Annotated in this window: 20 protein-coding genes; 15 read left to right on the forward strand and 5 right to left on the reverse strand. The window is 62.0% G+C overall.

Going from position 1 to position 26,395, the window contains the following annotated elements:
* Positions 1-211 precede the first annotated feature (211 nt).
* The 9 genes from NCT04_RS08055 (at position 212) to NCT04_RS08095 (ending at position 13,355) form a co-directional block, all read left to right on the forward strand.
* Positions 212-1,801 carry a sugar ABC transporter ATP-binding protein gene (locus NCT04_RS08055; protein ID WP_244827885.1) on the forward strand — a complete coding sequence of 530 codons (1,590 nt, stop codon included), beginning with the start codon at positions 212-214 and terminating at the stop codon, positions 1,799-1,801.
* Positions 1,802-2,800 carry an ABC transporter permease gene (locus tag NCT04_RS08060; RefSeq protein WP_244827884.1) on the forward strand — a complete coding sequence of 333 codons (999 nt, stop codon included), beginning with the start codon at positions 1,802-1,804 and terminating at the stop codon, positions 2,798-2,800.
* Positions 2,801-3,035: 235 nt separating this feature from the next.
* Positions 3,036-4,055, forward strand: coding sequence for a LacI family DNA-binding transcriptional regulator (locus tag NCT04_RS08065; RefSeq protein WP_244827883.1), 1,020 nt, complete (start codon positions 3,036-3,038; stop codon positions 4,053-4,055).
* A 26-nt stretch (positions 4,056-4,081) separates the two neighbouring features.
* Entirely contained in the window at positions 4,082-5,029 is a 948-nt protein-coding gene (rbsK, locus tag NCT04_RS08070) for a ribokinase (RefSeq protein ID WP_250464865.1), read from the forward strand.
* A 207-nt stretch (positions 5,030-5,236) separates the two neighbouring features.
* A complete protein-coding gene (locus NCT04_RS08075; protein ID WP_250464867.1) occupies positions 5,237-6,961 on the forward strand; it encodes a methyl-accepting chemotaxis protein in 1,725 nt (574 codons plus the stop codon).
* A gap of 152 nt (positions 6,962-7,113) precedes the next feature.
* On the forward strand, positions 7,114-7,875 hold the full coding sequence (locus NCT04_RS08080) for a hydratase (RefSeq protein WP_250464869.1): 762 nt from the start codon (positions 7,114-7,116) through the stop codon (positions 7,873-7,875).
* Positions 7,876-8,303: 428 nt separating this feature from the next.
* Positions 8,304-10,226 (forward strand): PrkA family serine protein kinase, encoded by a 1,923-nt coding sequence (locus NCT04_RS08085; RefSeq protein ID WP_244827879.1) that lies wholly within the window; start codon positions 8,304-8,306, stop codon positions 10,224-10,226.
* A gap of 184 nt (positions 10,227-10,410) precedes the next feature.
* Positions 10,411-11,676, forward strand: a complete 1,266-nt coding sequence (locus NCT04_RS08090) for a YeaH/YhbH family protein (protein ID WP_250464872.1) — start codon at positions 10,411-10,413, stop codon at positions 11,674-11,676.
* A gap of 155 nt (positions 11,677-11,831) precedes the next feature.
* On the forward strand, positions 11,832-13,355 hold the full coding sequence (locus tag NCT04_RS08095; protein WP_250492406.1) for a SpoVR family protein: 1,524 nt from the start codon (positions 11,832-11,834) through the stop codon (positions 13,353-13,355).
* A gap of 62 nt (positions 13,356-13,417) precedes the next feature.
* Here NCT04_RS08095 and NCT04_RS08100 read toward each other — a convergent pair whose 3' ends face one another.
* Positions 13,418-14,476: an AI-2E family transporter gene (locus NCT04_RS08100; protein ID WP_244827876.1), complete on the reverse strand. Its 1,059-nt coding sequence runs from the start codon at positions 14,474-14,476 to the stop codon at positions 13,418-13,420.
* A gap of 258 nt (positions 14,477-14,734) precedes the next feature.
* On the opposite strand from NCT04_RS08100, the gene rarD reads away from it, so the two are divergent.
* Positions 14,735-15,610 (forward strand): EamA family transporter RarD, encoded by an 876-nt coding sequence (gene rarD / locus NCT04_RS08105; protein WP_250464898.1) that lies wholly within the window; start codon positions 14,735-14,737, stop codon positions 15,608-15,610.
* Here the strand turns inward: rarD and NCT04_RS08110 are convergent, their stop codons facing one another.
* Both NCT04_RS08110 and NCT04_RS08115 read right to left on the reverse strand, forming a co-directional pair.
* On the reverse strand, positions 15,611-16,606 hold the full coding sequence (locus NCT04_RS08110; protein ID WP_250464876.1) for an aldo/keto reductase: 996 nt from the start codon (positions 16,604-16,606) through the stop codon (positions 15,611-15,613). It abuts the gene before it with no gap.
* Between the two features lie 86 nt (positions 16,607-16,692).
* Positions 16,693-18,123 (reverse strand): DHA2 family efflux MFS transporter permease subunit, encoded by a 1,431-nt coding sequence (locus NCT04_RS08115; RefSeq protein ID WP_350030005.1) that lies wholly within the window; start codon positions 18,121-18,123, stop codon positions 16,693-16,695.
* A 116-nt stretch (positions 18,124-18,239) separates the two neighbouring features.
* Here NCT04_RS08115 and NCT04_RS08120 point away from each other — a divergent pair, with 116 nt between their 5' ends.
* Positions 18,240-19,100 (forward strand): LysR family transcriptional regulator, encoded by an 861-nt coding sequence (locus NCT04_RS08120; RefSeq protein ID WP_244827873.1) that lies wholly within the window; start codon positions 18,240-18,242, stop codon positions 19,098-19,100.
* 185 nt (positions 19,101-19,285) lie between these two features.
* A complete protein-coding gene (locus tag NCT04_RS08125; protein WP_502800659.1) occupies positions 19,286-20,914 on the forward strand; it encodes a tannase/feruloyl esterase family alpha/beta hydrolase in 1,629 nt (542 codons plus the stop codon).
* Positions 20,915-20,948: 34 nt separating this feature from the next.
* Here the strand turns inward: NCT04_RS08125 and NCT04_RS08130 are convergent, their stop codons facing one another.
* Positions 20,949-21,329: a DUF2917 domain-containing protein gene (locus NCT04_RS08130; protein WP_250464882.1), complete on the reverse strand. Its 381-nt coding sequence runs from the start codon at positions 21,327-21,329 to the stop codon at positions 20,949-20,951.
* Between the two features lie 327 nt (positions 21,330-21,656).
* Complete coding sequence (locus NCT04_RS08135) at positions 21,657-23,609, reverse strand: hypothetical protein (RefSeq protein ID WP_250464884.1); 1,953 nt, start codon at positions 23,607-23,609, stop codon at positions 21,657-21,659.
* A 473-nt stretch (positions 23,610-24,082) separates the two neighbouring features.
* Here NCT04_RS08135 and NCT04_RS08140 point away from each other — a divergent pair, with 473 nt between their 5' ends.
* The 3 genes from NCT04_RS08140 (at position 24,083) to NCT04_RS08150 (ending at position 26,250) form a co-directional block, all read left to right on the forward strand.
* Positions 24,083-24,439 carry a YciI family protein gene (locus NCT04_RS08140; RefSeq protein WP_250464900.1) on the forward strand — a complete coding sequence of 119 codons (357 nt, stop codon included), beginning with the start codon at positions 24,083-24,085 and terminating at the stop codon, positions 24,437-24,439.
* Positions 24,440-24,553: 114 nt separating this feature from the next.
* Positions 24,554-24,952: a VOC family protein gene (locus tag NCT04_RS08145; protein WP_250464886.1), complete on the forward strand. Its 399-nt coding sequence runs from the start codon at positions 24,554-24,556 to the stop codon at positions 24,950-24,952.
* A gap of 71 nt (positions 24,953-25,023) precedes the next feature.
* Positions 25,024-26,250 carry an RNA polymerase sigma factor gene (locus tag NCT04_RS08150; RefSeq protein WP_250464903.1) on the forward strand — a complete coding sequence of 409 codons (1,227 nt, stop codon included), beginning with the start codon at positions 25,024-25,026 and terminating at the stop codon, positions 26,248-26,250.
* Positions 26,251-26,395: the final 145 nt, after the last annotated feature.

Below are 26,395 nucleotides of genomic sequence, written 5' to 3' on the forward strand. Positions count from 1 at the left end.
GCACAAACCTTCACCTCGGCATGAATGCGCGAGCCTCGGTCCATTCAAGTTTCGCGGCTTTCATGCCGATAAAGCACGAACGAGCGCGTTTGAACGTCGACGTAGGCTCTTGCCTGCGCGACGCTTTGCGCCAAGCCGTCGGGCCCCAAGCGGAACACAAAGCGAGGATGCGTAGCCAATTTCATGGCGCCCCTTTCGAGGAGCGAACGACGTGAACGATGCCAGCGTGTTGACAGTCAGCGGCGTCGGCAAGACCTATGTCGAGCCGGTGCTCGCGGACGTCACGCTCGACCTCGTGCCGGGCGAAGCGCTCGCGCTGACGGGCGAGAACGGCGCGGGCAAGAGCACCTTGTCGAAGATCATCGGCGGCCTGGTGAACCCCACGGCCGGCACGATGACGCTCGCCGGCAAGCCGTACACGCCGCAAAGCCGCACCGAGGCCGAAGCGCTCGGCGTGCGCATGGTCATGCAGGAGCTGAATCTGCTTTCGACTTTGTCGATTGCGGAAAACCTGTTCCTCAACCGCCTGCCGAAAAAAGGCGGCTTCGGCTGGATCGACCGCAAGAAGCTCGCTGAAGATGCGCGCCACGCAATGGCGCAAGTCGGGCTCGACGCCATCGACCCGGACACGCTCGTGGGTGCGCTCGGCATCGGGCATCAGCAAATGGTGGAGATCGCGCGCAACCTGATCGGCGATTGCCGCGTGCTGATCCTCGATGAACCGACCGCCATGCTCACCGCGCGCGAAGTCGATTTGCTGTTCGAGCAGATCGACCGCCTGAAAGCGCGCGGCGTCGCGCTCGTGTACATCTCGCACCGGCTCGAGGAATTGCGCCGCGTTGCCGAGCGCGCGGCCGTGCTGCGCGACGGGCGTCTCGTGCATCTCGGACCAATGGCCGAACTGTCGAGCGATCGGCTCGTCACGCTGATGGTCGGACGCGAACTCGGCGAGCGTATCGACCTGGGCGAGAGAAGAATCGGCGGCGTGGCGCTGAAGGTCGCCGGCATGACGCGCGGCAGCGTGGTGCGCGACGTCTCCTTCGAAGTGAAGGCGGGCGAGATTTTTGGGGTGAGCGGGCTGATCGGCGCGGGCCGCACCGAGCTCATGCGCCTGATTTACGGCGCGGATCGCGCGGATTCCGGCACGGTCTCGATTGCGCACGGCGGGCAGGCGTTGCGGCCCGTTGCCGTGAATTCGCCATCGGATGCGGTGAAGCACGGCATCGCGCTCATCACGGAGGACCGCAAGGGCGAGGGCCTGCTGCTTGGCTTGCCTATCGCCGCGAACGTTTCACTGGGTAATCTCGACGCGGTGTCGCGTCACGGCGTGATCGACACGAAGCGCGAAGCCGCGCTCGCGCAGACGCAGATCGACGCCATGCGTATCCGCACATCCGGGCCGGCGCAGGCCGTCTCGGAACTGTCGGGCGGCAATCAGCAGAAAGTGGTGATCGGCCGCTGGCTCGCCCGCGACTGCACCGTGCTCCTGTTCGACGAACCGACGCGCGGCATCGACGTGGGCGCGAAGTTCGATATCTACGGGCTCATGGGCGCACTGGCGCGCGAAGGACGCGCGCTCGTGGTCGTGTCGAGCGATCTGCGCGAACTCATGCTGATTTGCGACCGTATCGGCGTGATGTCGGCGGGACGGATGACGGGCGTGTTCGAGCGCGCCAACTGGACGCAGGATGCGCTGCTTGCCGCAGCCTTCGCGGGCTATGCGAAACGCGAAGCCATGCTGCACGAGCCGCTCGCGCCGGACGCGAAGCCGCCCGAACAAGACCAAAAAGTGGAGCACTGAATGACCGGTCAGACTCAAGCCAATCTGCCAGCCGATGCGCCGAAGAGTCCGAAGGGCATCGGCACGCGGCTCGGCTTTTCGAATTACCTCGGTCTCGTCGGCGCGCTCGCCGCGATGATCGCGCTGTTTTCGGTGCTGAGTTCGCACTTCCTCACCTACGAGACGTTCAGCACCATCGCCAACCAGATTCCGGATCTGGTCGTGATGTCGGTGGGCATGACCTTCGTGTTGATCATCGCGGGAATCGACTTGTCGGTGGGGTCGGTCCTGGCGCTCGGCGCATCGGTCGTGAGCGTCGCCGCGTTGAAGTGGCATTGGCCCGCGTTGCCGTCCGCGCTGATGGGCATGGCCGCCGCCGCGCTGACGGGCACGCTGACCGGGCTCGTCACGGTGGCGTGGCGCATTCCGTCGTTCATCGTGTCGCTCGGCGTGCTGGAAGCGGCGCGCGGCGTCGCCTACCAGATGACCAATTCGCGGACCGCGTATATCGGCGACGCCTTCGATTTTCTGTCGAATCCGATCGCTTTCGGCATTTCGCCGTCGTTCGTGATTGCGGTCGCCGTGATGATAATTGCGCACCTGGTCTTGACTCGGACGGTTTTTGGCCGATATCTCGTAGGAATAGGCACGAACGAGGAAGCCGTGCGGCTTGCGGGCGTGAATCCGCGTCCTTACAAGGTAATCGTTTTCGCGTTGATGGGCGCTCTCTCCGGGCTCGCCGCGCTATTTCAGATTTCGCGCCTCGAAGCCGCCGACCCTAACGGCGGCGCGGGGCTGGAGTTGCAGGTGATCGCGGCGGTGGTGATCGGCGGAACGAGTCTGATGGGCGGGCGCGGCTCGGTCATCAGCACGTTCTTCGGGGTCTTGATCATTTCCGTGCTGGCGGCGGGGCTCGCGCAGATCGGCGCGAACGAACCGACCAAGCGCATCATCACCGGGGCGGTGATCGTGGTGGCGGTCGTGCTCGACACGTATCGCAGCAGGCGTAAGCGGGCTTGACGGGGAGCGCCAGGCGAATTCGACCAAGGAGCAAAGGGTAAGGCAGTACGGCGCGCACGGGGCGCGCCGGGATGACAGGCAGCATGCAGCAAAGACCAGGGCGATCGGGGAAGCGGCAGCATTACGCCGTAGCTGACGGGAACAGCGAAACCAAAAAGCGCACGCGAGGCCAGTGCGCACCGAACGCCTATTTCAAATAAGAGAGCAGCAGCACAAAGATAGCGAAGGACGATGTATGGCGACGATAAAAGACGTGGCAGCCATTGCCGGGGTGTCGTTTACGACGGTGTCCCATGTGGTCAACAATTCGAGGCCGGTATCGGCCGATGTCAGGGCGAAGGTAGAACGGGCAATTCGTGAACTCGATTACGTGCCCTCGGCCGTCGCGCGTTCGCTGAAGGCGAAGTCCACCGCGACCATCGGCCTCTTGGTGCCGAACGCGACGAACCCTTATTTCGCGGAACTCGCGCGCGGCGTCGAGGACGGCTGCGCGAAGAACGGCTATTGCGTATTCTTCTGCAATTCGGACGACGATCCCGCGAAGCAGCGCCACTACCTGCGCGTGCTGCAGGAAAAGCGCATCGACGGGCTGGTCATTGCATCGGCGGGGGAGGATTCGGTGCTCGCGCACAGTCTTTCCGGATCGCGCGAACCGCTCGTGATCGTCGACCGGAATATCGAAGGCGTCACGGCCGATCTCGTGCAGATCGACCACGAGAAGGGCGCGTATCTCGCCACGCGGCATCTGCTGCAACTCGGGCATTCGGAGATCGGCTGCATTACCGGGCCGGTCGCGACGGCGGTGAGCGCTATGCGTCTGCATGGCTTCATTCGCGCGATGGCCGAACGCGGTATCGAGATCGAGCCGAACGCGATCGTGCAGAGCGATTTCTCGGCGACGGGCGGTTACGCGGCAGCATCGCAACTGTTCGACTCGATGAAGCCGACGGCCATTTTCGCGTGCAACGACATGATGGGCATCGGTGCATTGCGGGCGGCCGCGGAACGCCATATCAACGTGCCGACGGATTGCTCGATCATCGGTTTCGACGATGTCGAACTCTCGCGGTACACGTATCCCGCGCTCTCTACCGTCGGACAGTCGGTGCGCGCGCTCGGCGAAATGGCCGCGCAAACGCTGATCGAGCGGATCACCGGCAAGCTCGCGGGCAATACGCGGCGGCGCGTCGTGGCACCGCGTCTCGTGCGGCGCGAATCGACGGCGGTCGTGCACGAGGCGCGACGCGCCGGATAGAAGTTGGAAGCAACACAAGGAGCGTAATGAGCGACAAGTCAATAGCCAAGCAAGGCCGCGTCACCGTGGTCGGCAGTCTGAACATGGATCTGGTCGCACGCGCGCCGCGTCTGCCGAAACCCGGCGAGACGCTCGCAGGCCACGCGTTCGCGCAAGTGCCGGGCGGCAAGGGCGGTAATCAGGCGGTGGCGGCCGCGCGTCTGGGCGCGGAGGTCGCGATGATCGGCTGCGTCGGCGACGACAGCAACGGTGCGACGCTCAAGACGAGTCTCGAGGCGGAAGGCATCGACTGCGCCACGGTGGCTCTCAGCACCGACGCGCCAACAGGTGTCGCGCTCATCATCGTCGACGATGCGAGCCAGAACGCCATCGTGGTCGTGGCGGGCAGCAACGCGCAGGTGACGCCCGAGAGCATCGCGTCTCAAGAGGCGCTTCTTGCGCGCGCCGACGTAATCGTTTGCCAGCTGGAAACGCCGCCGGATACGGTGCGCGCGGCGCTTGCCGCCGGCCGGCGCCTGCAGCGCACGACCATCCTCAACCCCGCGCCCGCCGCGAACGAGTTGCCGGCCGATTGGTTCGGCCTCGTCGATTATCTGATTCCGAACGAACTCGAAGCCGCGACGCTGTCGGGCATTGCCATTTCCACACCCGACGATGCGCGCCGCGCCGCGCACGCGCTCCGGCAAAAAGGCGCGCGCAACGTGATCGTGACGCTCGGTGGGCAGGGCGTCTTCGCGCTGCTCGAATCAGACGGTAACGGCGACGACGGCGGCCAGCACTTGCCTTCGCCGAAAGTGCAGGCTGTCGATACCACCGCGGCGGGCGATACCTTCATCGGCGGATTTGCCGCGGAACTCGCGCGCGGCTCGGCGGTGCTCGACGCCATTGGTTTCGGCCAGCGCGCCGCCGCGCTTGCGGTCACGCGTGAGGGCGCGCAGCCTTCGATTCCGCATCGCAGCGAAATTTCCGCATAAGTGTTCAGTTTTCACTGAAAACCGGCGCGTAGCTTGCGCCGTTCTTTTCGTCTGATGAAATAAATATCCTCAAGCCAGTCCCTTTCGCGCCGTTTACTTAGTGAGCGAGCGCAGAAGCGCCGCTACGCGAATCGGTGGCGGCGACTCTCCGCGCGCGCCGGCCCTCACCTGGCTACGACCGCATTGACGAGCGGCATGGGACGACACATGAACAAGGCTTTGACCATCAAGGCGCGCATCGGCATCTCGATGGCGTTTCTCGGCGCGCTGCTGATCGCCATCGGGGCGCTCGGCCTCAGCGGCATGAATCACTCGAACACCGCGTTTCTCGATACCTACTCGAATCAGATGCCGAGCGCCATCGCCGTCGGCAACACCGAGATGTACGCCATGCGCGAACGGCTCGTGTTCGATCGCGGCGCGCTGCTCGCGGGCACGGCGGAAGTCGCGGCGACCATCGAGCGTTCACGCCTCATGCGCGAGCGCGCCGATGGCTTCTGGAAGCAATACACGGCGCTGCCGCAAGAGCCCGGCGAAGCGCGCCTCGCGGAAGCGGCGCAGGCCAAACGTCTCGAACTGCAGCGTGAGCTCGACAAGGGCCTCAAGGCCGTTGCCGCCAATGACCACGACGCGATCATCGCTTCCGCCAAGTCGATGCAGGCGATCTACAACGATTACGCCAACGCCAACGAAACGCTGCGCAAGTTTCTGTCCGAGTCCTCGCACAAGAGCTACGAAGACGCGCAGAGCCAGTTTCTGTGGTTCCGCGCGGTCGCGATGTCTGCCATCGCGCTCGGGCTGGCCGCGGCGGCGTTCGCGTGGGTTTCGCTCCGACGCGCCATCGCGCGCCCGCTCGAAGCCGCGCTCGGCCATTTCGAGGCGATTGCCGCGGGCGACCTGCGTCGTGAAGTCGTGGTCACTTCGCGCGACGAAATGGGGCAATTGCTCGAAGGACTCGCCAAGATGCGCGCAAGCCTTCTGACGACGGTTCGCACCGTGCGCTCGGGCAGCGAATCGATCGCGTCGGCCACGCAGCAGATCGCCGCTGGCAATACCGATTTGTCGTCGCGTACCGAGGAACAAGCATCCGCGTTGCAGGAAACCGCGTCGAGCATGGAAGAGCTGACCGGCACGGTCCGTCAGAACGCCGACAATGCGCGTCAGGCAAGCGCGCTCGCGGCCAACGCGTCGGAGATCGCGGGCAAGGGCAACACGGTCGTCATGCAGGTCGTCGATACCATGGGCGAGATCAACCGCAGTTCGTCGAAGATCGCGGACATCATCACGATCATCGAGGGCATTGCGTTCCAGACCAACATTCTCGCGCTCAACGCAGCCGTGGAAGCGGCCCGCGCGGGCGAGGAAGGGCGCGGCTTCGCGGTGGTCGCGGGCGAAGTGCGCTCGCTTGCACAGCGTTCGTCGGCGGCGGCAAAGGAAATCAAGGAGTTGATCGATACCTCGGTGGCGCGCGTGCAGTCGGGCACCACGCTCGTCGATGAAGCGGGCCGCACGATGAACGAGATCATCGGCGCGGTGCAGCGCGTGACCGACATCATGGGCGAGATCGCGGCGGCGTCGGAGGAGCAGTCGAGTGGTATCGACCAGGTGTCGCTCGCGGTCACGCAGATGGACGAAGTGACGCAGCAGAATGCCGCGCTCGTCGAGGAAGCGGCGGCAGCGGCGCAATCGCTGGAAGATCAGGCGGGACGCTTGCGTCAGGCGGTTGCGGTGTTTCAGGTGAATGAGGGTTTCAGCGCGGATGCGCCTTTGGCTTCGGCTTCGGTGAGCGCCGCCCGGCGCGTTGCGCGCAAGCCAGCGGCGGTGGCGGCAAGCAAGCGCCCCGTCCCCGTCAAGCCTTCGCAGGCAGCAAAGCCGGCTGCCACGCCGGCGGTTGCAGCGGCGGCTGCAAGCGGGGATTGGGAGACGTTTTGAGCCCGCTGCGGTAACGGAACTTCGCCGTCGCGCGCATGGCGGCGCCAAGTCTAAAGCCGGAGGTGCGAGCGCAAGACGCACCTGTCGCCATCATCGAGCGCGTCCCCGTACACTGATGCCACCGCATCATCTTGCATACGAGGACCATCGACATGACCGGATCGACACTCGCCGCACAGCTCGTGGAAGCGCGCCGGCAGCATCGGAGCATCGAGACGCTTGCGCCGCGCGACATTCCCGTAGACGCGCCCACGGCCTATGCCATTCAGCACGAGACGCTGCGTGCGGCAAACGCGCGCATCGGCGCATGGAAGATCGGCGCCCGCGCGCCCGATGCCCTCGCCGCAGGCGCACCCATCGATGCAGACCTCGTGCATGTATCGCCTGCGCGGCTCGCGTTCGACTCGTTTTTTCACGTACTGGTGGAACTCGAAATAGCGTTTCGCTTTGCCTACCCGCTGCCGCCGCGTAGCGACCCTTACAGCCACGCCGAAGTCCTCGACGCACTGGGCGGCATGGCCGTCGCACTCGAAATCGTCGATAGCCGCCTCGCGCAATGGCCCAACGTCGACCCACTCGCGCAACTTGCCGATTCGCAGAACAACGGCGCGCTCATCGTGAGCGGCATGGAGCCTTATGAGGTCGTATCGGCGGGCTTCGACTTCTTGTCGCCGCGTATCGAATTGACGCTCGATGGCCTGCCGATTGCTCCGGCCGCGCAAGGCAATCCAGCGGGCGATCCCCGCGTCTTGCTGCCGTGGCTCGTCAATCATTGTTCGCGCATGGGACTGACGGTCGAACCGTTCTGGACCATCACCACGGGTTCTTATACGGGCGCTTATCGCGTGGAAGGTCCCGCGATGGTGCATGGCGCGATCGACCGCATCGGCGAGCTCGAACTCGTTCTTACCTGACGCTTCATGTCACGTCGCACCACGCGTTCATAGAGTCCACACACCACGCGCGGTTATTGTCACGACAGCCGCGTAACCCGCGTTATTGCATCTGACATGCATGCGCGCACGTATGAGTCATGAGATGGAAACAACAGCGTGCGGCGCCCAACGATGCTGGCGGATGAAGGCAGGGTGAGAGTGACAGAAGCGCGGTCATGCGTACAGGCGGCGAGAACGCCGCGCAAGACCATGTGCAAAAGAGGAGATTGGGATGAGGATTGTAGGGCACCGAAAATAATTCGTGTAGCTAGCACTTCTTCTCAGATGGATAGCTTCGCAAGTGCGTGAAAAAAAATTCGAAAGGGTTTAGGATGAATTCAAGCGATGTCGTTTCGATTACGCGCGTTGCGCACGGCATAGCTTTCTGACTTCGGCGAGGAGGTAGCATGGATATCTACAGCAGTTTCGCGACCCGCTTCGAAAAAACCCGCGAGGAGGAATTCTCGCTCGAAGAGTATCTCGCGCTCTGCAAGGAAGATCCTGCCACATATGCAACAGCGGGCGAACGTATGTTGACGGCCATCGGGGAACCCGAGTTCGTCGACACGAGACTCGACCCGCGGCTTTCGCGTGTGTTTGCGAACAAGGTCATCAAGGTGTATCCGGCATTCCGTGAGTTCTACGGAATGGAGGAAGTGATCGAGAACGTCGTGTCGTATTTCCGGCACGCGGCGCAGGGTCTGGAAGAGAAGAAGCAGATCCTGTATCTGCTGGGTCCGGTGGGCGGCGGCAAGTCGTCGATCGCCGAACGTTTGAAGCAGCTTGCCGAGCGCGTCCCGTTCTATTCGATCAAGGGCTCGCCCGTCAACGAATCACCGCTTGGCCTCTTCGATTACGACGAAGATGGTCCCGTGCTTGAGGAGCAATACGGCATTCCGCGCCGCTATCTCAAGAGCATTTTGTCTCCGTGGGCCGTGAAGCGCCTGCACGAGTACAACGGCGACATCCGCAAGTTCCGCGTGGTGCGTCGCTATCCTTCCATTCTTCGTCAGATCGGCATTGCCAAGACCGAGCCTGGCGACGAGAACAATCAGGACATCTCCTCGCTCGTCGGCAAGGTGGATATCCGCAAGCTCGAAACCTATTCGCAAGACGACGCGGACGCATACAGCTATTCTGGTGGCCTGTGCCTCGCCAATCAGGGCATGCTCGAATTCGTCGAAATGTTCAAGGCGCCGATCAAGGTGTTGCACCCGTTGTTGACGGCTACGCAGGAAGGCAACTTCAAGGGCACGGAAGGCTTCGGCGCGATCCCTTTCGACGGCGTGATTCTCGCTCACTCGAACGAGTCGGAATGGAAGGCGTTCCGCAACAACAAGAACAACGAGGCACTGCTCGATCGTATTTTCGTCGTGAAGGTGCCGTATTGCCTGCGCTACGGCGAAGAGGTCAAGATCTACGAAAAGCTTCTGCGCAACTCGTCGCTGGCCGAGGCGGTATGCGCGCCAGGCACGCTCAAGATGATGGCGCAGATGGCCGTGCTCACGCGTTTGGCTGAACCTGAAAACTCCAGCCTCTTTTCGAAGATGCAGGTGTACGACGGCGAGAACCTCAAGGACACGGACCCGAAGGCGAAGTCGTATCAGGAGTACCGCGACTTTGCCGGTGTGGACGAAGGCATGACAGGCGTGTCCACGCGCTTCGCGTTCAAGATCTTGTCGCGCGTCTTCAACTTCGACTCGTCGGAAGTCGCGGCGAATCCGGTGCATCTCATGTACGTGCTTGAACAGCAGATCGAGCGCGAGCAGTTTCCGCCGGAGACGGAGCAGAAGTATCTGTCGTTCATCAAGGACGTGCTGGCTTCGCGCTACGCCGAATTCATCGGCAAGGAAATTCAGACTGCTTATCTGGAATCGTATTCGGAGTATGGACAGAACATCTTCGACCGTTACGTGACGTATGCCGACTTCTGGATTCAGGACCAGGAGTTCCGCGATCACGATACCGGTGAAAGTTTCGACCGTGCCTCGCTCAATGCGGAACTGGAAAAGATCGAAAAGCCGGCAGGCATCAGCAATCCGAAGGATTTCCGCAACGAGATCGTGAACTTCGTATTGCGTGCGCGGGCGGCCAATGGCGGCAAGAACCCGGCGTGGATCAGTTATGAGAAGCTGCGGGTGGTGATCGAGAAGAAAATGTTCTCGAACACCGAAGAACTTCTGCCGGTCATTTCGTTCAATGCGAAAGGTTCGGCCGAAGAGCAACGCAAGCATGAAGACTTCGTCAATCGCATGGTCGCGAAGGGCTATACGCCGAAGCAGGTCCGGCTGCTCTGCGACTGGTATCTGCGCGTGCGCAAGTCGTCGTAAGCAGGACGCGGCATGCTGTAATGTAGGTCCGCGCCGCTCGGGACCGAAGTTTGCGCCGCAAGGTGTGACTTCCTGAGCGGCAAAGCGGGCACTTTGCGAGAGAGAGACGCTGGCATGCCCTTCGCGGCAGGCCCAAGGCTCGCGCAGCGCCTCGCATCCTCGCCATCAACGCGGGAGACTGAATGTGCTGCACCAGATCATCGACCGCAGGTTAGCTGGTAAGAACAAGAGCATCGCCAATCGCGAGCGCTTTCTGCGACGCGTCAAGAACTACATTCGCCGCGCGGTTTCGGACGCGGTGCGCGATCGCAGCATCAAGGATATTCAGAGCACTCAGAGCATCACCATCCCCAAGAAGGATATCGCCGAGCCCTCGTTCCGTCATGGACCGGGCGGCAAGCGCGAGTATGTTCATCCGGGCAACGCCGACTATATTCGCGGCGACAAGATTCCGCGTCCGCAAGGCGGTTCGGGCGGCGGCGGCAAAAGCGCGAGCAACGAAGGCGAGGGCCAGGACGACTTCGTGTTCGAACTGTCGCGCGAAGAATTCATGCAGTACTTCTTCGACGATCTCGAACTGCCGCGTCTCGTGAAGACGCAACTGCTCGCGGTGCCCACGTGGAAGAACGTGCGTGCGGGCTGGGCGGCGGAAGGTACGCCAAACAACATCGACGTGGTGCGTTCGCTGAGGAGCGCGCTCGGGCGGCGTATCGCGCTCGGCATGCCGCTCACCGCGCAACTGCGCGAGATGGAACGTCAGCTCGAAGCACTCAAGAACGATAACGCCGATCCCGAAGACATCGCGCGGTTGGAAGTGGACATCGTGATCCTGCAGGGCCGGATCACGCGTATCCCGTTTATCGACCCATTCGATCTGCGATATGTGAATCGCGTCAAGCAGCCCACGCCGTCGAGCAAGGCGGTCATGTTCTGTCTGATGGACGTTTCCGGCTCCATGGACGAGCAGCGCAAGGACTTGTCCAAGCGCTTCTTCATTCTCCTTTACCTGTTCCTGCAGCGGAACTACGAGAAAATCGAAGTGGTGTTCATCCGCCATCACACGCGAGCCGAGGAAGTGGACGAAGACACTTTCTTCCATTCGACCGAAAGCGGCGGCACCGTGGTGTCGAGCGCGCTCGAACTCATGAAGAAGATCATGGACGAGCGTTATTCGCCGACTGAATGGAACATTTACGGCGCGCAAGCATCGGACGGCGACAACTGGACCGACGATTCCCCCAAGTGCCGCAAGCTCCTTTCGGACGACATCCTGCCGAAGGTACGTTATTTCGCCTATATTCAAGTTGCGCCAGAAGAGCAAAATCTGTGGGTGGAATATGCGCAACTTGCGCTCGGCGCGCCTGAACTGGCCATGAAGAAGGTGGACTCCGCCGCGGACATCTACCCCGTGTTCCGCGAACTCTTCGAAAAGCAACAGGCGGCTGCATGACGAAACAGAATGTGCAGAAGGAAGCGCGGAAGGCTCAACCGGATGGCACGGACGATCGTGCGGTTGCATCGACGTTGGAACTGGAAGAAGGGAAGGAAGCAGACAAGGAAGTAGTCGAAGACAAGGCGTCCGAGGAGACGCACAAGGAAGGCAGGATGAATGTTGCAGAAAAGCGGCCGCTGCCGTGCCCGTCCGACTGGACCGTCGAGATGATCGAGGAATATGACGCCGAGATATCGCGCGTCGCCAACCGATACGGGCTCGACGTCTATCCCATTCAGCTCGAAATCATCAGCGCCGAACAGATGATGGATGCTTATGCCTCCGTCGGCATGCCGGTGAATTATCGGCACTGGTCCTTCGGCAAGCACTTCTTGTCGACCGAGAAGAGCTATCGGCGCGGGCAGATGGGTCTCGCGTATGAGATCGTCATCAATTCGAACCCATGCATTGCGTACCTCATGGAAGAGAACACGATGACGATGCAGGCGCTCGTCATCGCGCACGCGGCCTATGGGCACAACTCCTTCTTCAAGGGCAATTACCTCTTTCGGCTGTGGACCGACGCGCACGCGATCATCGACTATCTCGTTTATGCGAAGAATTACATCGCCGAATGCGAGGAGCGCTTCGGGCTGGATCGCGTCGAGGAACTGCTCGATTCCTGCCATGCGCTGATGAATTACGGCGTCGATCGCTACAAGCGCCCGCAGAAACTTTCGCTTGCGAAGGAAGCCGCGATGCGGCGTGAACGCGAGCAATATCTGCAGTCGCAAGTCAACGAACTCTGGCGCACCTTGCCGAATCGCAAGGCACAGTCCGCCGAGGAAATCGAAAGCCGTTATCCGCCGGAGCCGCAGGAAAACTTGCTGTACTTCGCGGAAAAGAACGCGCCGCTGCTCGAACCGTGGGAGCGCGAAGTCATTCGTATCGTGCGCAAGGTCGGGCAGTATTTTTATCCGCAGCGGCAGACGCAGGTGATGAACGAAGGCTGGGCCACGTTCTGGCACTACACGCTGCTCAACACGCTCTATAACGAAGGCCGGCTCGAAGACGGCTTCATGATGGAGTTCCTGCATTCACACAGCAACGTGGTGTATCAGCCGCCTGTGACGAAGCCGTATTACAGCGGCATCAATCCGTACGCGCTCGGCTTTTCGATGATGAGCGACATTCGCCGCATTTGCGAAAACCCGACGGATGAAGATCGCGAGTGGTTCCCCGAACTCGCGGGCAGCGACTGGCTCGAATCGCTGCACTACGCCATGCGCAACTTCAAGGACGAGAGCTTTATCGCGCAGTATTTGTCGCCGCATCTGATCCGGGAAATGCGCCTGTTCTCGATTCTCGACGACGACATGCGCGATTCGCTCGAAGTCTCGGCCATTCACGACGGCAGCGGTTATCGCTATGTGCGGCAGGCGTTGTCGCGCCAATACGACATACATCATCGCGAGCCGAACATTCAGGTCTATTCGGTGAACACGCGCGGCGACCGCAGTCTCACGCTGCGCCACTTCATGACGGACAACCGGCATCTGTCGAACGACAGCGACGAAGTGCTCAAGCACATGGCGCGCTTGTGGCAGTTCGACGTTTATCTGGAGAGCGTCGATGAAAATGGCACGGTGAGAAAGCGCTTCGACTGTCGGTACACGCCGCCGAATCACGCGCGCTGATCGGTAGCTTTAAAGAAAAACGGCTCCTCGCGGAGCCGTTTTTTTCTTGTCCGAAGCAGGCTTCAGATTTCCTTGCCTTCCTCGTCTTGCGTGAAGATGTCCCAGCTTGCCATGAAGAGCGCCGCAACCAGCGGCCCGATCACGAAGCCGTTGATGCCGAAGAGCGCCATGCCGCCGAGCGTCGAAATGAGCACGACCCAGTCAGGCATCTTCGTGTCCTTGCCGACGAGAATCGGGCGCAGGACGTTATCCACGAGACCGATCACGACCACGCAAAATCCAACCAGCACGAGCCCTTGCCAGATCTGGCCGGTCGCGAAGAAGTAGATCGCCGCGGGCGCCCAGACCAGCGCCGCGCCGACCGCGGGCAGGAGCGAGAGAAACGCCATCAGCACGCCCCACAAGAGCGAGCCGTTGATGCCGAGAATCCAGAAGATGAGCCCGCCCAGCAAACCCTGCGCGGCGGCGACCGCGATGTTGCCCTTGACCGTCGCACGCACGACGGTCGTGAACTTCGCGATCAGATGCTGCTTCGGCGCCGGATCGAGCGGCAAGGCGCGACGGATGCGCCGGCCTATCTCGCCGCCATCGCGCAGCAGGAAAAACACCAGATACAGCATGACGCCGAAGCTCACGACGAACTGGAATGTGTTCTGGCCAATGGACAACGCCTGCGCCGCCGCGAACTGGCTGATCTGCGCCGCGCCTTCCATGAGTCGACGCTGGATGCCAGGGATATCGTCGAGACCGTAGCGCCCGAGCATCTGCTGCACCGAAGTCGGCAGCGCATGCAGCACGTGCTGAAAGTACACTCCGAAATTCAGGTCGCCGCTCTTGATGCGCGCGTAGACAAGCGCGATTTCCTGCACGAGCGTCACGGCCACCACGGCCAACGGGATGATGACGATGAGAATCGCCGCGGCCAACGTCGTCAGCGCCGCGAGGTTGCGCCGCTTGCCGAAGCGCACGGTGAGCCACCGCTGCATTGGCTGGAAGAGGATAGCGAGAATCGCGCCCCAGAAGATCGCGCCGAAGAAGGGCAGCAGCACCCAAGCAAGCGCGAGCGTGACGACGAACAACAGGATATGAAAGAAGCTTTGATGGACGGACTGATTATTCATTGGGACCGGTTAAGCGGAAGGGGAGCGGGCAGCGCCGCTCGAGTTCGCGCATGCTAGCACGCGGCTGCCGACGTCATTTATGCACTGCGTTGGAGCGCTGTTTCGACCGGCGGTTCGGTCAGCGTTCCACCATTGACACCGCACTCGACTAAAATCCGGCTTTCATTCCTTGCGGACCGCGTCCGGTCTCAATCGAGCCGGATGCAAAAGCAATGCGCGTTCCACGTGCGTGCCACGGTGCGCTTTATGTATCCAACAATGAATCCTGGTGTCGTCTACGCATTCGCGGCCTTCGCGCTTTGGGGCCTGTTTCCGATCTACTTCAAGGCGTTGCATTCGATTAGCGCGCTAGAGATGCTTGCGCACCGCATGGCCTGGTCGCTGATCTTCCTCTTCATCGTCCTGACGGTGCGGCGTCAGTGGCGCTGGCTCGGCCCGGTGCTGCGCGACAAACGTCTGCTTGCGCGCTTCGCGGCGAGCGCCGTGTTGCTATCGACGAACTGGGGCATTTACATCTGGGCGGTAAACGACGCGCGAATCGTCGAGGCAAGTCTTGGCTACTTCATCAATCCGCTCGTCAACGTGCTGTTCGGAATGGCCTTCCTGCACGAGCGGTTGCGGCCGATGCAGTGGTTCTCCGTTGTCATCGCCGCGCTCGGCGTGCTGTGGCTCACCTGGGTGAACGGCGCGCCGCCCTGGATCAGTCTCGCGCTCGCGTTGACTTTCGGCGGCTACGGGTTGTTGCGCAAGACGGCGAAGCTCGGCGCGCTCGAAGGGCTCACGCTCGAAACCATGTTGCTGTGTCCTGTCGCGCTGCTTTATTTATTCGTGCTCGGCGCGAACGGACATAGCGGTTTCCTGGATGCGTCCGTGGGCATCGAGGTGCTTCTCGCGGCGGCCGGGCCGATCACCGCCGTGCCGTTGCTGCTGTTCGCGGCCGGCGCGCGGCGCATTCCCTTGTCGATGCTCGGCCTGATTCAGTACATCACGCCGACGCTGCAGTTGCTCATCGGCGTGGTGATTTATCAGGAGACGTTCGGGCATGACCGTCTGATCGGCTATGGCGCGATCTGGGCGGCGTTGGCGATTTATTCGCTCGAAGGCTTGTATCGGGCGCGGCCGGGGCGAGGGTGATCAACGCAACGCGTCACCCCATCGGTACTCCACCGTCAGATCGTCAAGCTTCGCCTTGAGCTCGGCATCGATCGGCTGATCCACTGTCGCGAGCGTCTCGTCCAGCTGTTCGACGCGGCTTGCACCGATGATCGCCGAGGTCACCGCCGGATTCGCCAGCACCCATGCAAGCGATGTGCTCGCAAGCGACCGGCCGCTTTCCTGCGCCACATCTTTCAGCTTTTCGATGGTCTGGAACTCGCGCTCATGCCAGTAGCGCTGCTGATACATTTCTCCCGCTTTGCCGACCGTCGCGGTAAAGCGTCCGTCCGAAGGCGCGGCGTCGTGCTTGTGCTTGCCCGTCAGCAAGCCACCCGCAAGCGGGTTATACGGGATCACGGCGAGCCCTTCTTCCACCGTCAGCGGCAGCAGTTCACGCTCGATCTGGCGAAACAGCAGGTTATAACGCGGCTGAACGGAAACGAAGCGGGCGGTGCGCAGTACATCGGCGCGACCTAGCGCACGTGCGAGCCTGTACGCCAGAAAATTCGATACCCCGACATAGCGTGCCTTGCCGCTTTTCACGATGATATCGAGCGCTTCGAGCATCTCGTCGAGCGGCGTGTCGCGATCGTCGTTATGCAGTTGATAGAGATCGACGTAGTCGGTGCCAAGACGCTTCAACGACGCATCGATTGCATCGAGCAGATGCTTGCGCGATGCGCCCTGATCCCATGTAAGCGGCCCCATCGCGTGCACGGCCTTGGTGGCGAGAATGTATTGATGCCGCCGGCCCTTCAACCAGCGTCCGACGATTTCCTCGGTGCGGCCCGCGAGGTCGTTCGTCGCGCCAAGCGGATAAACGTTGGCGGTGTCGATGAAATTGACGCCCGCCTCGGCCGCGCGATCCATGATGGCGAACGACGCGTCTTCCTCCGTCTGCAAACCGAAGGTCATCGTGCCGAGGGTGAGACGCGAGACGGTGAGACCGATGCTGCCGAATTTGCGATATTGCACGATTGCGCTCCCGAGGTTGAATAGCGATCGACAGGATAGTCTTTATGCGTGCCGCGCGCTCGGGGCTACCCGGGCGCACGCCGCTATCAGCGCGCGGCAGACGCGGGCGCGGCGGCGCGCGGCGCGTTGTCGAGCCGTCTGAACACGAGACCCGATAGCAACGTCACCACGCCCATGCACAGGAAGCTCAGTCTGAAACCGATCGCGCCCGAGCCGAACTGATGCTCGAACACCTGCACGAGCGACCCGCCGATCGACACGCCAAGCCCGATCGCAAGCATCTGCACCATCGAGAAGAGGCTGTTGCCGCTGCCCGCATCCTTGATGGAAAGGCCCTTGAGCGTGACGCTGTTCATCGCCGCGAACTGCATCGAATTGCAGGCGCCGAAGAGCGCGAGAATGGCGATCTCCACGACGAGCGGCAGCGACGGCGAAAACAACGCAAAGCCGATGATCGACGCGCCCACCAGCGCCGTATTCACCAGCAGAAAATTGTCGTAGCCGTAGCGCTTGACGAGCCCCGCGATCCAGCGCTTCGACAAGGTGCCCGCGAACGCGATAGGCAGCATCATCAAGCCGGAATGCAGCGGGCTGTAACCGAGTTCGAGCTGCATGAGAAGCGGCAACAAGAACGGCACCGCGCTCGACCCGATCCGGCAAACCAGATTGCCGATCAGCCCGACGCTGAAGTTCGGCTCGCGAAAGAGCGCGAGATGAAAGAGCGGATTGCGCTTTCTGCGCGCATACGGGATATACGCGAAGGCCGAGACGGCGGCCACGACGAATAGCGCCGCCGACACGAGCCCGCGATGCGTTTGCACCGGACTATCCAGCGCCAACGAAAACGCCACCATGCACAGGGACAAGAGCCCGCAACCGACGAAATCGAAAGGCGGCGCGTTCCTGATGGCGTCGTCGGGAAGAAAGCGCCGCACGGCATAAAGGCCGACCGCGCCGATCGGCACGTTGATCAGAAAGATCCAGTGCCACGTGAACGACTGAACGAACCAGCCGCCGAGCGTCGGACCGAGAATAGGGCCGACCTGTCCGGCAACCGAAATCATCGCGAGCGCGGACACGTAGGCTTCGCCCGTCATCGTGCGAAGAATGGCAAGGCGGCCGATTGGCAGCAACATCGACCCGCCGATGCCTTGCAGCACGCGCGCCATGACGAGTTGATCGAGCGTGTGGGCGCTCGCGCAGGCAAGCGAGCCGATCACGAACAACGTGATCGCCACGAAGTACACGCGCCGCGTGCCGAAGCGGTCGGCGAGCCAGCCCGAAGCGGGCGTGAAAAGCGCCATCGTGAGCGTGTAGGCAACGACGATGGACTGCATCGCGAGCGGCGCCGCGTGCAGATCGCGGGCGATGGACGGCAGCGCCGTATTGACGATGGTCGTGTCCAGCGCCTGCATGAAGAAGCCCACGGCGACGATCCAGAGTAGAGCCGTGTGCGATGACAGTTTGTTCATTTGAGGGGCGAGGTGGCAGGATGCGGCGCGCCGCGAAAGCCTGATGAAAGGCCAGTGAAAAGCCCGTCAGCGCGCATTGTGAAATGTTAATGACTCCGCGCGCTATCGGGAAGACCGCTAACCGCATTGACTGTGATCGTGATTTCCGATCACAATGCCGCATGCTGAATCCCGTCTGGCTGACAACCTTCGCGACCGTGGCCACGTCGCACAGCTTTACCGACGCCGGCCGTCAGCTCGGTCTGCGCCAGTCGAGCGTCTCCGAGCACATTCGACGCCTCGAAGAAAGCGTCGGACGAAGGCTCCTCGTGCGCGATACCCATTCTCTCGCGCTCACGGCCGACGGAGAAGCCATGCTCGTTCACGCCCGCGTGATTCTCGAAGCGATGGCGCATGCGCAATCGCAGTTCAGTTCGCCGCGGCTGCGCGGACGCGTGCGGCTCGGTTCATCGGACGATCTGGCGCTCGGGCCGCTGCCGAGCGTGCTTGCCGCCTTTCGCGACACGCATCCGGATGTCGAACTGGAGATCACGATTGGCATGACGGGACGGCTGTATCAACTCGTCGATGCTGGCGAACTCGATCTTGCCGTCGGCAAGCGCCGTATCGGCGATGCGCGCGGCACGCGGCTGTTCAGCGGCCGACTGGAGTGGCTTGCAAAGCCAGGCACCATCGTCGATACGACTCAGCCCTTGCCGCTCATCTTGGTCGCCGAGCCGAGCGTGACGCGCGCTGTGGTACTCGATGCGCTCGCCATGGCCGGCGCGAGCTGGCAAACCGTCTGCACGAGCAGCAGCCATGCGGGCTGCATCGCGGCGGCGCGCGGCGGACTCGGGCTCACGGTGCGTTCGCATTTTCTGGCGGGACGCGGACTCGCGCCGCCTGTGAATCGCGAAGCGTTGCCGGGATTGCCGGAGGTGGAGTTCATCGCGTTCGGCGCGAAACATCTGAGCCGGCCCGCCGAGACCCTGCTTCAGTTGCTCGAAAGCAGCGACCTGCGCGGCGAATGGGACGGCGAATGAACGCTTCGACCAGAAGCGAAAGAGGGCAGGCGCGAGATGTGCGGCGGTTGTGCCGCAACAACGTGCAGCCGGTGCGATTGGCCTTCGCCGATCGCTTCTTATATATTGAGCGGCGTTCGAAGCGGCCAACCCATCTCGTGTCACGTCTTTGCTGTCTTTCATCTAGCTGTCTCGCGGGCCTGTCCATGAGGACATGGCGGCAGTTGCTCGTCTTCTTGGCGCTCGTCTTGCCGTTTGCGGGCGCGCATGCCGCCACGTATCTCACGAAGCATTGCGAAGACCTCGGTGGCAAGACGGTGCCCGCATCGATCATCGGTCTGCCGACGCGCGGCGCGCTGATCGAGAGCGCGTCGGTGACGAAGGCCGCCGCGCCGGGTAATCGCAACGGCGAGTATTGCCGCGTCACGGGCATCATCCGGGCGATCCAGGACAACACGCCCGACATCCGCTTCGAAGTGAATCTGCCAAGCCGATGGAACGGCCGCGCGTTGCAGATGGGCGGCGGCGGCTATAACGGCACGCTCGTCTCCGGCACCGAACCCATGCCTTTCGCGCCCGACTCGACGCCGCTCGCGCGCGGCTATGCGACCTTCGGTTCCGACTCGGGGCACTCGGGCAACGCGGGGCGCGCGGACTTCGCCGTGAACGACGAAGCCATCGTCAACTTCGGCTTCGCGCATCTCAAGAAGACCCGCGATGTCGCGCTCGCGCTCATCCAGATGGGCTATGGACGTTCGCCCGAGAAGACGTACTTCGCGGGCGGCTCGACCGGCGGACGCGAAGGCTTCACGGTCATCGAACGCTTTCCGAACGATTACGACGGCGTGATCGCCAATGCGCCGGCTATCAACTTCTCGGGCGTGCGGCTGATGGGCGTGAAAGTCGGGCAGGCGTCCTATGCCAAGCCGGGCGGATTCGTCGGCCTCGCGCAGCAGCGGCGGTTGTTCGAAACGGTCGTGCATGAATGCGACAAGCTCGACGGCGCGGCCGATGGCATCGTCGGCAATGTGGAAGCTTGCCGGAAGCTCGAGCCGCAGATTATCGCGTCGTTGCGCTGCGCGAACGGGCAGCGGCCTTCACTGCGCGACAGTTGTCTTTCCGACGCGCAGATCGAGACGCTCGAACTCCTGCGCGATGGCCTGAAGCTGCCGTATCCGCTCGCGTATAACGTCGATACTTATCCGGGCTACAACGTGTTTCAGGGCGTCGATTTCTCCGGCACGCTCGGTCTCGGCGATTCACCCACGCTGCTTTCGCCGCCAACCTTCGGCGCCAATGGCTATCTCTTCGCGCAAGGCGACGCGTATATCCGCCACTTCGTCACGCGCGATCTCTCGTTCAACTCGCTCAATTTCGACCTGAACGATCCCGCGCGCTACAAGCAACGGCTCATCACGCTCGCCTACACGGTCGGCGCGATGAACCCGGACTTCGCGGCATTCATCGCGCACGGCGGCAAGCTGATTGCAATGCACGGACTCTCCGACGAAGTCATCAGCCCGAACCAGACCATCGCGTTCTTCAACGGGCTCATCGACAAGTACGGCCAAGACAGCGTCGATTCCTTCATGCGGCTTTACATGGTGCCGGGTTTTCAGCATGGCAACGGCGTGTTCATTCCCGCATGGGACGAACTGGGCGCGCTCGACGAGTGGGTCACGAATGGCACGGCGCCCGAGACGCTCATCGGCAGCGACATTGCGCCGGCCACCAACGGACGCACGCGGCCGATCTGCCGTTACCCCGGCTATCCGCGTTACCTGGGTAAGGGCAGCATCAATGTCGCGGCGAACTTTCGCTGTGTCTTGCCTTGAATGCCTGCCTTGAGCGCCCGTCTTGAGCGCACGCTCAGAAGCTGGTCGCGTTCGCGGCGCGCGGCATGAAGCGCGCGAGAATCCGCGCCCAAGTGCGCGCCTTATTCTTGCGATACGACGTCAGCGATACCTCGACCGCGTGCTCGCTCTCCGACGACAACCACACGCGTTCGCCGCGCTTCAGGCGCACGATATCGCCGGGCTTCATCCAGTAATCGTAGGAATCCTGATGACGCGTGAGCCACACGGATGCATCGGCGATACGCAAGTCGGCATCGCGTGCAAGACGCCACGACACCGTCTGATGCGGCGCGACTTCGACATACACCACCACGCGTGCGCCGCTCGCATCCAGCTTGCCCGCTGCCACGCCGTGCAACACGCCGCGTTGTAGCACTTCCGAACCTTCTTCCATCTCGCTCTCCATGTTGTAAGCCGAAGACGGAAGGCCAGCACGCATCAAACAAAAGGCCCCGTCTTTCGGCGGGGCCTTCGGAACCAACTTGTCTGCTTGAGCCTTGGCTGCTAGCGCACACGTTCTCCCGATGACCCGCCATGCTTAATGGCGTTCATTGGGTTTTTAATCGCGGCGATGGCGAGGACGAGGTCTGCGTGCATGGAATGGAGTATCAGTTGGAACCAGGCGCGCTGTCAATATCGAGACAGGATTTTCAAAGCGATAAAAAACCCGGACCGCGTTGCCACGGTACGGGTTCTCTTCGTTCGAGTATCTCGATCGCGCTTAGTTGCCGCTATAACCCAGCGGCTTCGTCGTATTGTTCTTCGCGATGTCCGCCAGCGTCGACACGATATAACGCGGCGACTCGGTTAGCGTGAGCGTGATGCCGCCGTTGTTGTACGGTGCGCTCGACACGTTGCCCATCGGATCGATCAACGCCACCGTGCCCGCCGTGCCCGGCACACCTACCTGCAGCTTGTACGAGGTGTTGTAGCTCGAACTAAAGGTGCCGTCGGCCGCGGGCCACACTGCATTGTTATGCGTCCACAACGCGGTGATGATCTTGCCGCTGCCAAGCTGCTGGAATTGATAGGCGTACACGCCGGCCGGCAGGTTCTTGACCGGACCGAGCGTCACCGTGCCGTCGAGCACGCGGGTCATCGTGGCGACTTGCATCGCGGCCGGCTTCGGGCTGATGTTCGTCGTGCCGAATGCCGCTTGCGGATTGTCGAGGTCGAAGAACGTGCCGTAGCCAGGTTCGCCCGGGAAGTCCGGGCCGAAGAAGACATAGGTTTGATCCGCGCCTTCGCCGAGCATGATGATATGCGTACGCGCCACCACCGCGCCCTGTGCGTACAGAATGTTCGGCGACGGATAGTTCGGGCCATAGCTCGAACCGATGTCATAGCTGATACCCGTTTCCGTCACGAACAGCTTCATGTTCGGCTTGTATTCCTTCGCCATCTCCGCGCGCAGGTTGCGCATCTCGTTGAGCAGCGAATTCGCGGCATCGGCGGGGTCCGGGTCCGTGTGATGACGCTCCGGCGGATGCGAGGGCGACGTGCCCGCATCGTAATAACCGTGCGTCGCGATGCCGTCGATATATTGCGCGTAACCCAAGGGCGCGAGGCGCTTGAGGCGATCCGTCGTCAGCGACGGGAACGGCTCGGCCGGGCCCATCACGACCGCGTGCGGATCTTTCGCATGCAGGCCCTGATACGCGGCCTTGTAGAGCGCGACGAAGTTGGCATCCGTGTCTTTCCACAGGATGTACGGCTCCCACGTCACCTGATAGTAGTTCGACGACATCGTCGGATAGTACTTCTGGCGAATCGCCTCCGTTTCCTGACCGACGCGCGACAGGTAGTTCGAGAAGTAGCCGAGATCGGCCGGCGCATAGCCGTAGTCCGGGCTCAGGCCGTGACCGCTTGCCCAGCCGGGAATGCCGTCGAGCCGCACGAGACGCATGACCTTGCCCGACGTGTAGAACGGATCGAGGTTGTTCGCGCTTGGGTTGAAGGTGTTGCGGCCGTTCGGTTCCATCACCGACATCTGACGATCGTCGATAGTCGAGGAGATGCCGAGCGCCGACAGCATGACGCCGTTGTCGTTGAAGCCTTGCATGCCGAAGCGATGTTGTTCCTGCTTCGTGTAGGTCACGGCCGGAATCGTGCCGCTCAGATCCGGCGTCACGCCGAAGCTCGCGAAGCCATTCGGACGCGTGCCCGAGGTTTGCACCTGGCCGCCGCCATTGGCGAGCGTCGCGGACACGGCAAAGTAGCCGGCGAGCGTGGACGAGCAGGTGAGGGTAGTGGTCGTTGCAACGGAAGGCACCGCGAAACTGCCGCTCGCGACCGTCTTGCCGAGCGCATCGGCGATAGTCCACTTGAGCGTATCGGCGCTGCCGGCGCGCGTGGTGACGGCGACCTTGAACTTGGCGTTGATCGCGAACATGCGCGAACCGTCGCCTCCGGGGGTATCGACGGTGATTTTGCCGTTGCCGGCCGATGCCGACGACACCGCCGGCGAAGCACACGTCAGACGCAAATTCGAGGCAGCCTTGGCAACCGCTTGTTCGGTGGCATCGGCTTCGGAGCCGGAGGCGGCGGAGGCGTTTGCCACGCCGGCGGGGCCGGCGCTAGCCGCGCTCGTGGAGGCGGTAGAACCGCCGTCGCTGCCGCCGCAACCGGCAAGAGCGAGAACGAGCGTCGAAAGCAGGAAAGGACTTTTAGTCATCGATTCAAAACGCATAAGCGCAGATAAAACCAGGCGTTCATTTCGATTACGCCCAGCGATGCAAAAAGCATCTGGTTTTCGACAGGCGGGCTGGGTTCTGATACGCCATCCAACCGGCTTCGACATGCACGCATCCCGCTTTTGCTACACGAACGGTTGAACGCGCAAACGTTTGCTATATCGCTCGATATCGCGAGATAGAAGGGTGACGAAAAGCGGGTGGTCTGCTGGAACTAATGATGAGAAGAAATCGATGCAAGGTAACTATTGCTCATTTCTAAGACATTTCCGACTCGTCGGAAGCAAATACTACTCGATGGATTGAATGGCGTTGAGTAATACTGAGTAACAAAATGTTACGTATGAGGATAGATTTTTGCTTGAATTCGCATGGCAAACCCACGCCAGCCTTGCCGATAGCGCCACGACGGTTTAACTTGAGCGACGCTAAAAAACTTTTCGTGGAGGTGGATGTGGCTTATCTGCTACTTGTGATCGAGCCCGTGGAGCAACGCAGCCAACGCACGCCAGAAGAGGGGCGCGAGGCGTATCGGCAGATGGGAGAGTTCGCCGACGGCCTGAAAGCGCGTGGCGTTTTGCGCGCATGCGAGTCGCTGACTTCGCTCAAGGATGCGTCGCGGGTTTCGCGGGCATCGGCGGATGACGCGAGAATCATCGACGGACCGTTCGCCGAGGCAAAAGAAATGATCGGCGGATTTTTCCTGCTCGATTGCGAAACGCACGCCGAAGCAGTTGAAATTGCCGCAACGTGCCCGGCGGCCGCGTGGTGCACGATCGAGGTCCGCAAAGTCGGGCCGTGCTATCTCTGAGGCGAGTTTCGCTGCTCCCGGGTGATTTCCTGTCGATCGGCGGGCGCGTCGAACGTCGTCCCAATGAAGCCGGCAATTTCGCTCGTCTTTCCATTCGCGTCGGAGCCTTACGCCATGCATCAACAGATTTTCGTCAACTTGCCCGTGCGCGATCTGAAGCGCTCGATGACCTTCTTCAAGGAACTCGGCCTCTCGTTCAACCCGGCTTTTACCAATGACGACGCCGCGTGCCTCGTTATCGGCGAAAACATCTTCGCGATGCTGCTCGTCGAGAAGTTCTTCCAGACCTTCACCGCAAAGGCGATCGTCGATGCGCACGAGGCCACCGAAACGCTCGTGTGTCTTTCGTGCGAGAGCAGGGCGGAAGTGGACGAGCTCGTCGCGAAGGCGTTGAAAGCGGGCGGGCGGGCGCCGCGCGAACCGCAGGATCACGGCTTCATGTATGGCCACGGCTTCGAGGATCTGGACGGTCACATCTGGGAACTCGTGCATATGAATCCGGAAGCGGCGTGAGCGAGCGTTCGGACGCCGGGCGGGCGGCGCAGTCGATCGCGACGCGCAAGACTATCGACGCGGTCTGGCGAATGGAATCGGCGAAAGTGATTGCGAGCGTGGCCCGCGTGGTGCGCGACGTCGCGCTTGCCGAGGAACTCGCGCAGGACGCGTTCGTCGCGGCGCTCGAGCATTGGACCGATGCGGGCGTGCCGGACAAGCCGGGAGCGTGGCTCATGACGACAGCGAAGAACAAGGCGCTCGACCGGCTGCGGCAGCACACGCTGCACGCGCGCAAGCACGAGGAACTGGGCCGCGATCTCGACGCCCAGGAGATGCACATCACGCCCGATTTCGTCGATGCCCTCGACGCGGCCCGCGAAGACGACATCGGCGACGACCTTCTTCGGCTGATTTTCACGGCGTGTCATCCCGTTCTTTCCGTCGATGCCCGCGCCGCGCTGACCTTGCGCCTGCTCGGCGGCTTGACGACCGATGAAATCGCGCGCGCGTTTCTGGTGCCGGAGCCGACCATCGCGCAGCGGATCGTGCGCGCGAAGCGCACGCTGACGGCGGCGCGCGTGCCGTTCGAGGTGCCGCAGGCGGACGCGCGGGCGGCGCGGCTTGCGTCGGTGCTCGAAGTCATCTATTTGATTTTCAACGAAGGTTATTCAGCGACCGCCGGCGACGACTGGATGCGCCCCGCGCTCTGTGAAGACGCACTGCGTCTCGGACGCATTCTCGCCGAGCTGATGCCCACGGAGAGCGAAGTTCACGGCCTCGTCGCGTTGATGGAGATTCAGGCGTCGCGCACGAAGGCGCGTGTCGATGCCCAAGGACGGCCGATTTTGCTGCCCGATCAGGACCGCAGCCGCTGGGACCCGCTTTTGATTCGTCGCGGGCTGACGGCCTTGCAGCGCTCGGAGACCTTGGGCGGCGCGCGCGGCGTGTATGCGCTACAGGCGGCGCTTGCCGCGTGTCACGCGCGCGCACCGAGCGCCGACGCGACTGACTGGCTGATGATCGTCGCGTTATACGACGCGCTCATGCAAACGGCGTCCACGCCGGTGGTCGAGCTGAATCGCGCGGTCGCGGTGAGCATGGCTTATGGGCCGCAGGCTGCGCTCGATATCGTTGATGATTTGCGTAACGAGCCAGCGCTCAGGACTTATCCCTGGTTGCCGAGTGTGCGTGCGGATTTACTGGCGAAGTTGGGACGCAAAGATGAAGCGCGCGAGGAGTTCGCGCGTGCGGCTGCGTTGACCAGGAATGCTCGGGAGCAGGCGTTTCTTTTGGGGCGGGCGGAGGAAATGGGGTGATGTTGGGGTCGTGGTTGCTGTGTCTAATCTTTGAGTTTACATAAGATAAATTAGCGCAGTTTTGCGTGTGTAGCGGCTAGATTGTAATGTCCGTATATGGACTCCTCCTCGTTTGCAAACACTCTGCGTGTCAGCCCTAGTATCG

The organism is Caballeronia sp. GAFFF2, assembly GCF_023631485.1.
Taxonomy (GTDB): Bacteria; Pseudomonadota; Gammaproteobacteria; order Burkholderiales; family Burkholderiaceae; genus Caballeronia.

Excerpts from the sequence above, each read along its gene's own strand:
- NCT04_RS08060 (WP_244827884.1), top strand. The coding sequence starts at position 1,802 with ATGACCGGTCAGACTCAAGCCAATCTGCCAGCCGATGCGCCGAAGAGT.
- NCT04_RS08065 (WP_244827883.1), top strand. The coding sequence starts at position 3,036 with ATGGCGACGATAAAAGACGTGGCAGCCATTGCCGGGGTGTCGTTTACG.
- rbsK (WP_250464865.1), top strand. The coding sequence starts at position 4,082 with ATGAGCGACAAGTCAATAGCCAAGCAAGGCCGCGTCACCGTGGTCGGC.
- NCT04_RS08075 (WP_250464867.1), top strand. The coding sequence starts at position 5,237 with ATGAACAAGGCTTTGACCATCAAGGCGCGCATCGGCATCTCGATGGCG.
- NCT04_RS08080 (WP_250464869.1), top strand. The coding sequence starts at position 7,114 with ATGACCGGATCGACACTCGCCGCACAGCTCGTGGAAGCGCGCCGGCAG.
- NCT04_RS08085 (WP_244827879.1), top strand. The coding sequence starts at position 8,304 with ATGGATATCTACAGCAGTTTCGCGACCCGCTTCGAAAAAACCCGCGAG.
- NCT04_RS08095 (WP_250492406.1), top strand. The coding sequence starts at position 11,832 with ATGAATGTTGCAGAAAAGCGGCCGCTGCCGTGCCCGTCCGACTGGACC.
- NCT04_RS08100 (WP_244827876.1), bottom strand. The coding sequence starts at position 14,476 with ATGAATAATCAGTCCGTCCATCAAAGCTTCTTTCATATCCTGTTGTTC.
- rarD (WP_250464898.1), top strand. The coding sequence starts at position 14,735 with ATGAATCCTGGTGTCGTCTACGCATTCGCGGCCTTCGCGCTTTGGGGC.
- NCT04_RS08120 (WP_244827873.1), top strand. The coding sequence starts at position 18,240 with ATGCTGAATCCCGTCTGGCTGACAACCTTCGCGACCGTGGCCACGTCG.
- NCT04_RS08125 (WP_502800659.1), top strand. The coding sequence starts at position 19,286 with ATGAGGACATGGCGGCAGTTGCTCGTCTTCTTGGCGCTCGTCTTGCCG.
- NCT04_RS08130 (WP_250464882.1), bottom strand. The coding sequence starts at position 21,329 with ATGGAAGAAGGTTCGGAAGTGCTACAACGCGGCGTGTTGCACGGCGTG.
- NCT04_RS08135 (WP_250464884.1), bottom strand. The coding sequence starts at position 23,609 with ATGACTAAAAGTCCTTTCCTGCTTTCGACGCTCGTTCTCGCTCTTGCC.
- NCT04_RS08145 (WP_250464886.1), top strand. The coding sequence starts at position 24,554 with ATGCATCAACAGATTTTCGTCAACTTGCCCGTGCGCGATCTGAAGCGC.
- NCT04_RS08150 (WP_250464903.1), top strand. The coding sequence starts at position 25,024 with ATGGAATCGGCGAAAGTGATTGCGAGCGTGGCCCGCGTGGTGCGCGAC.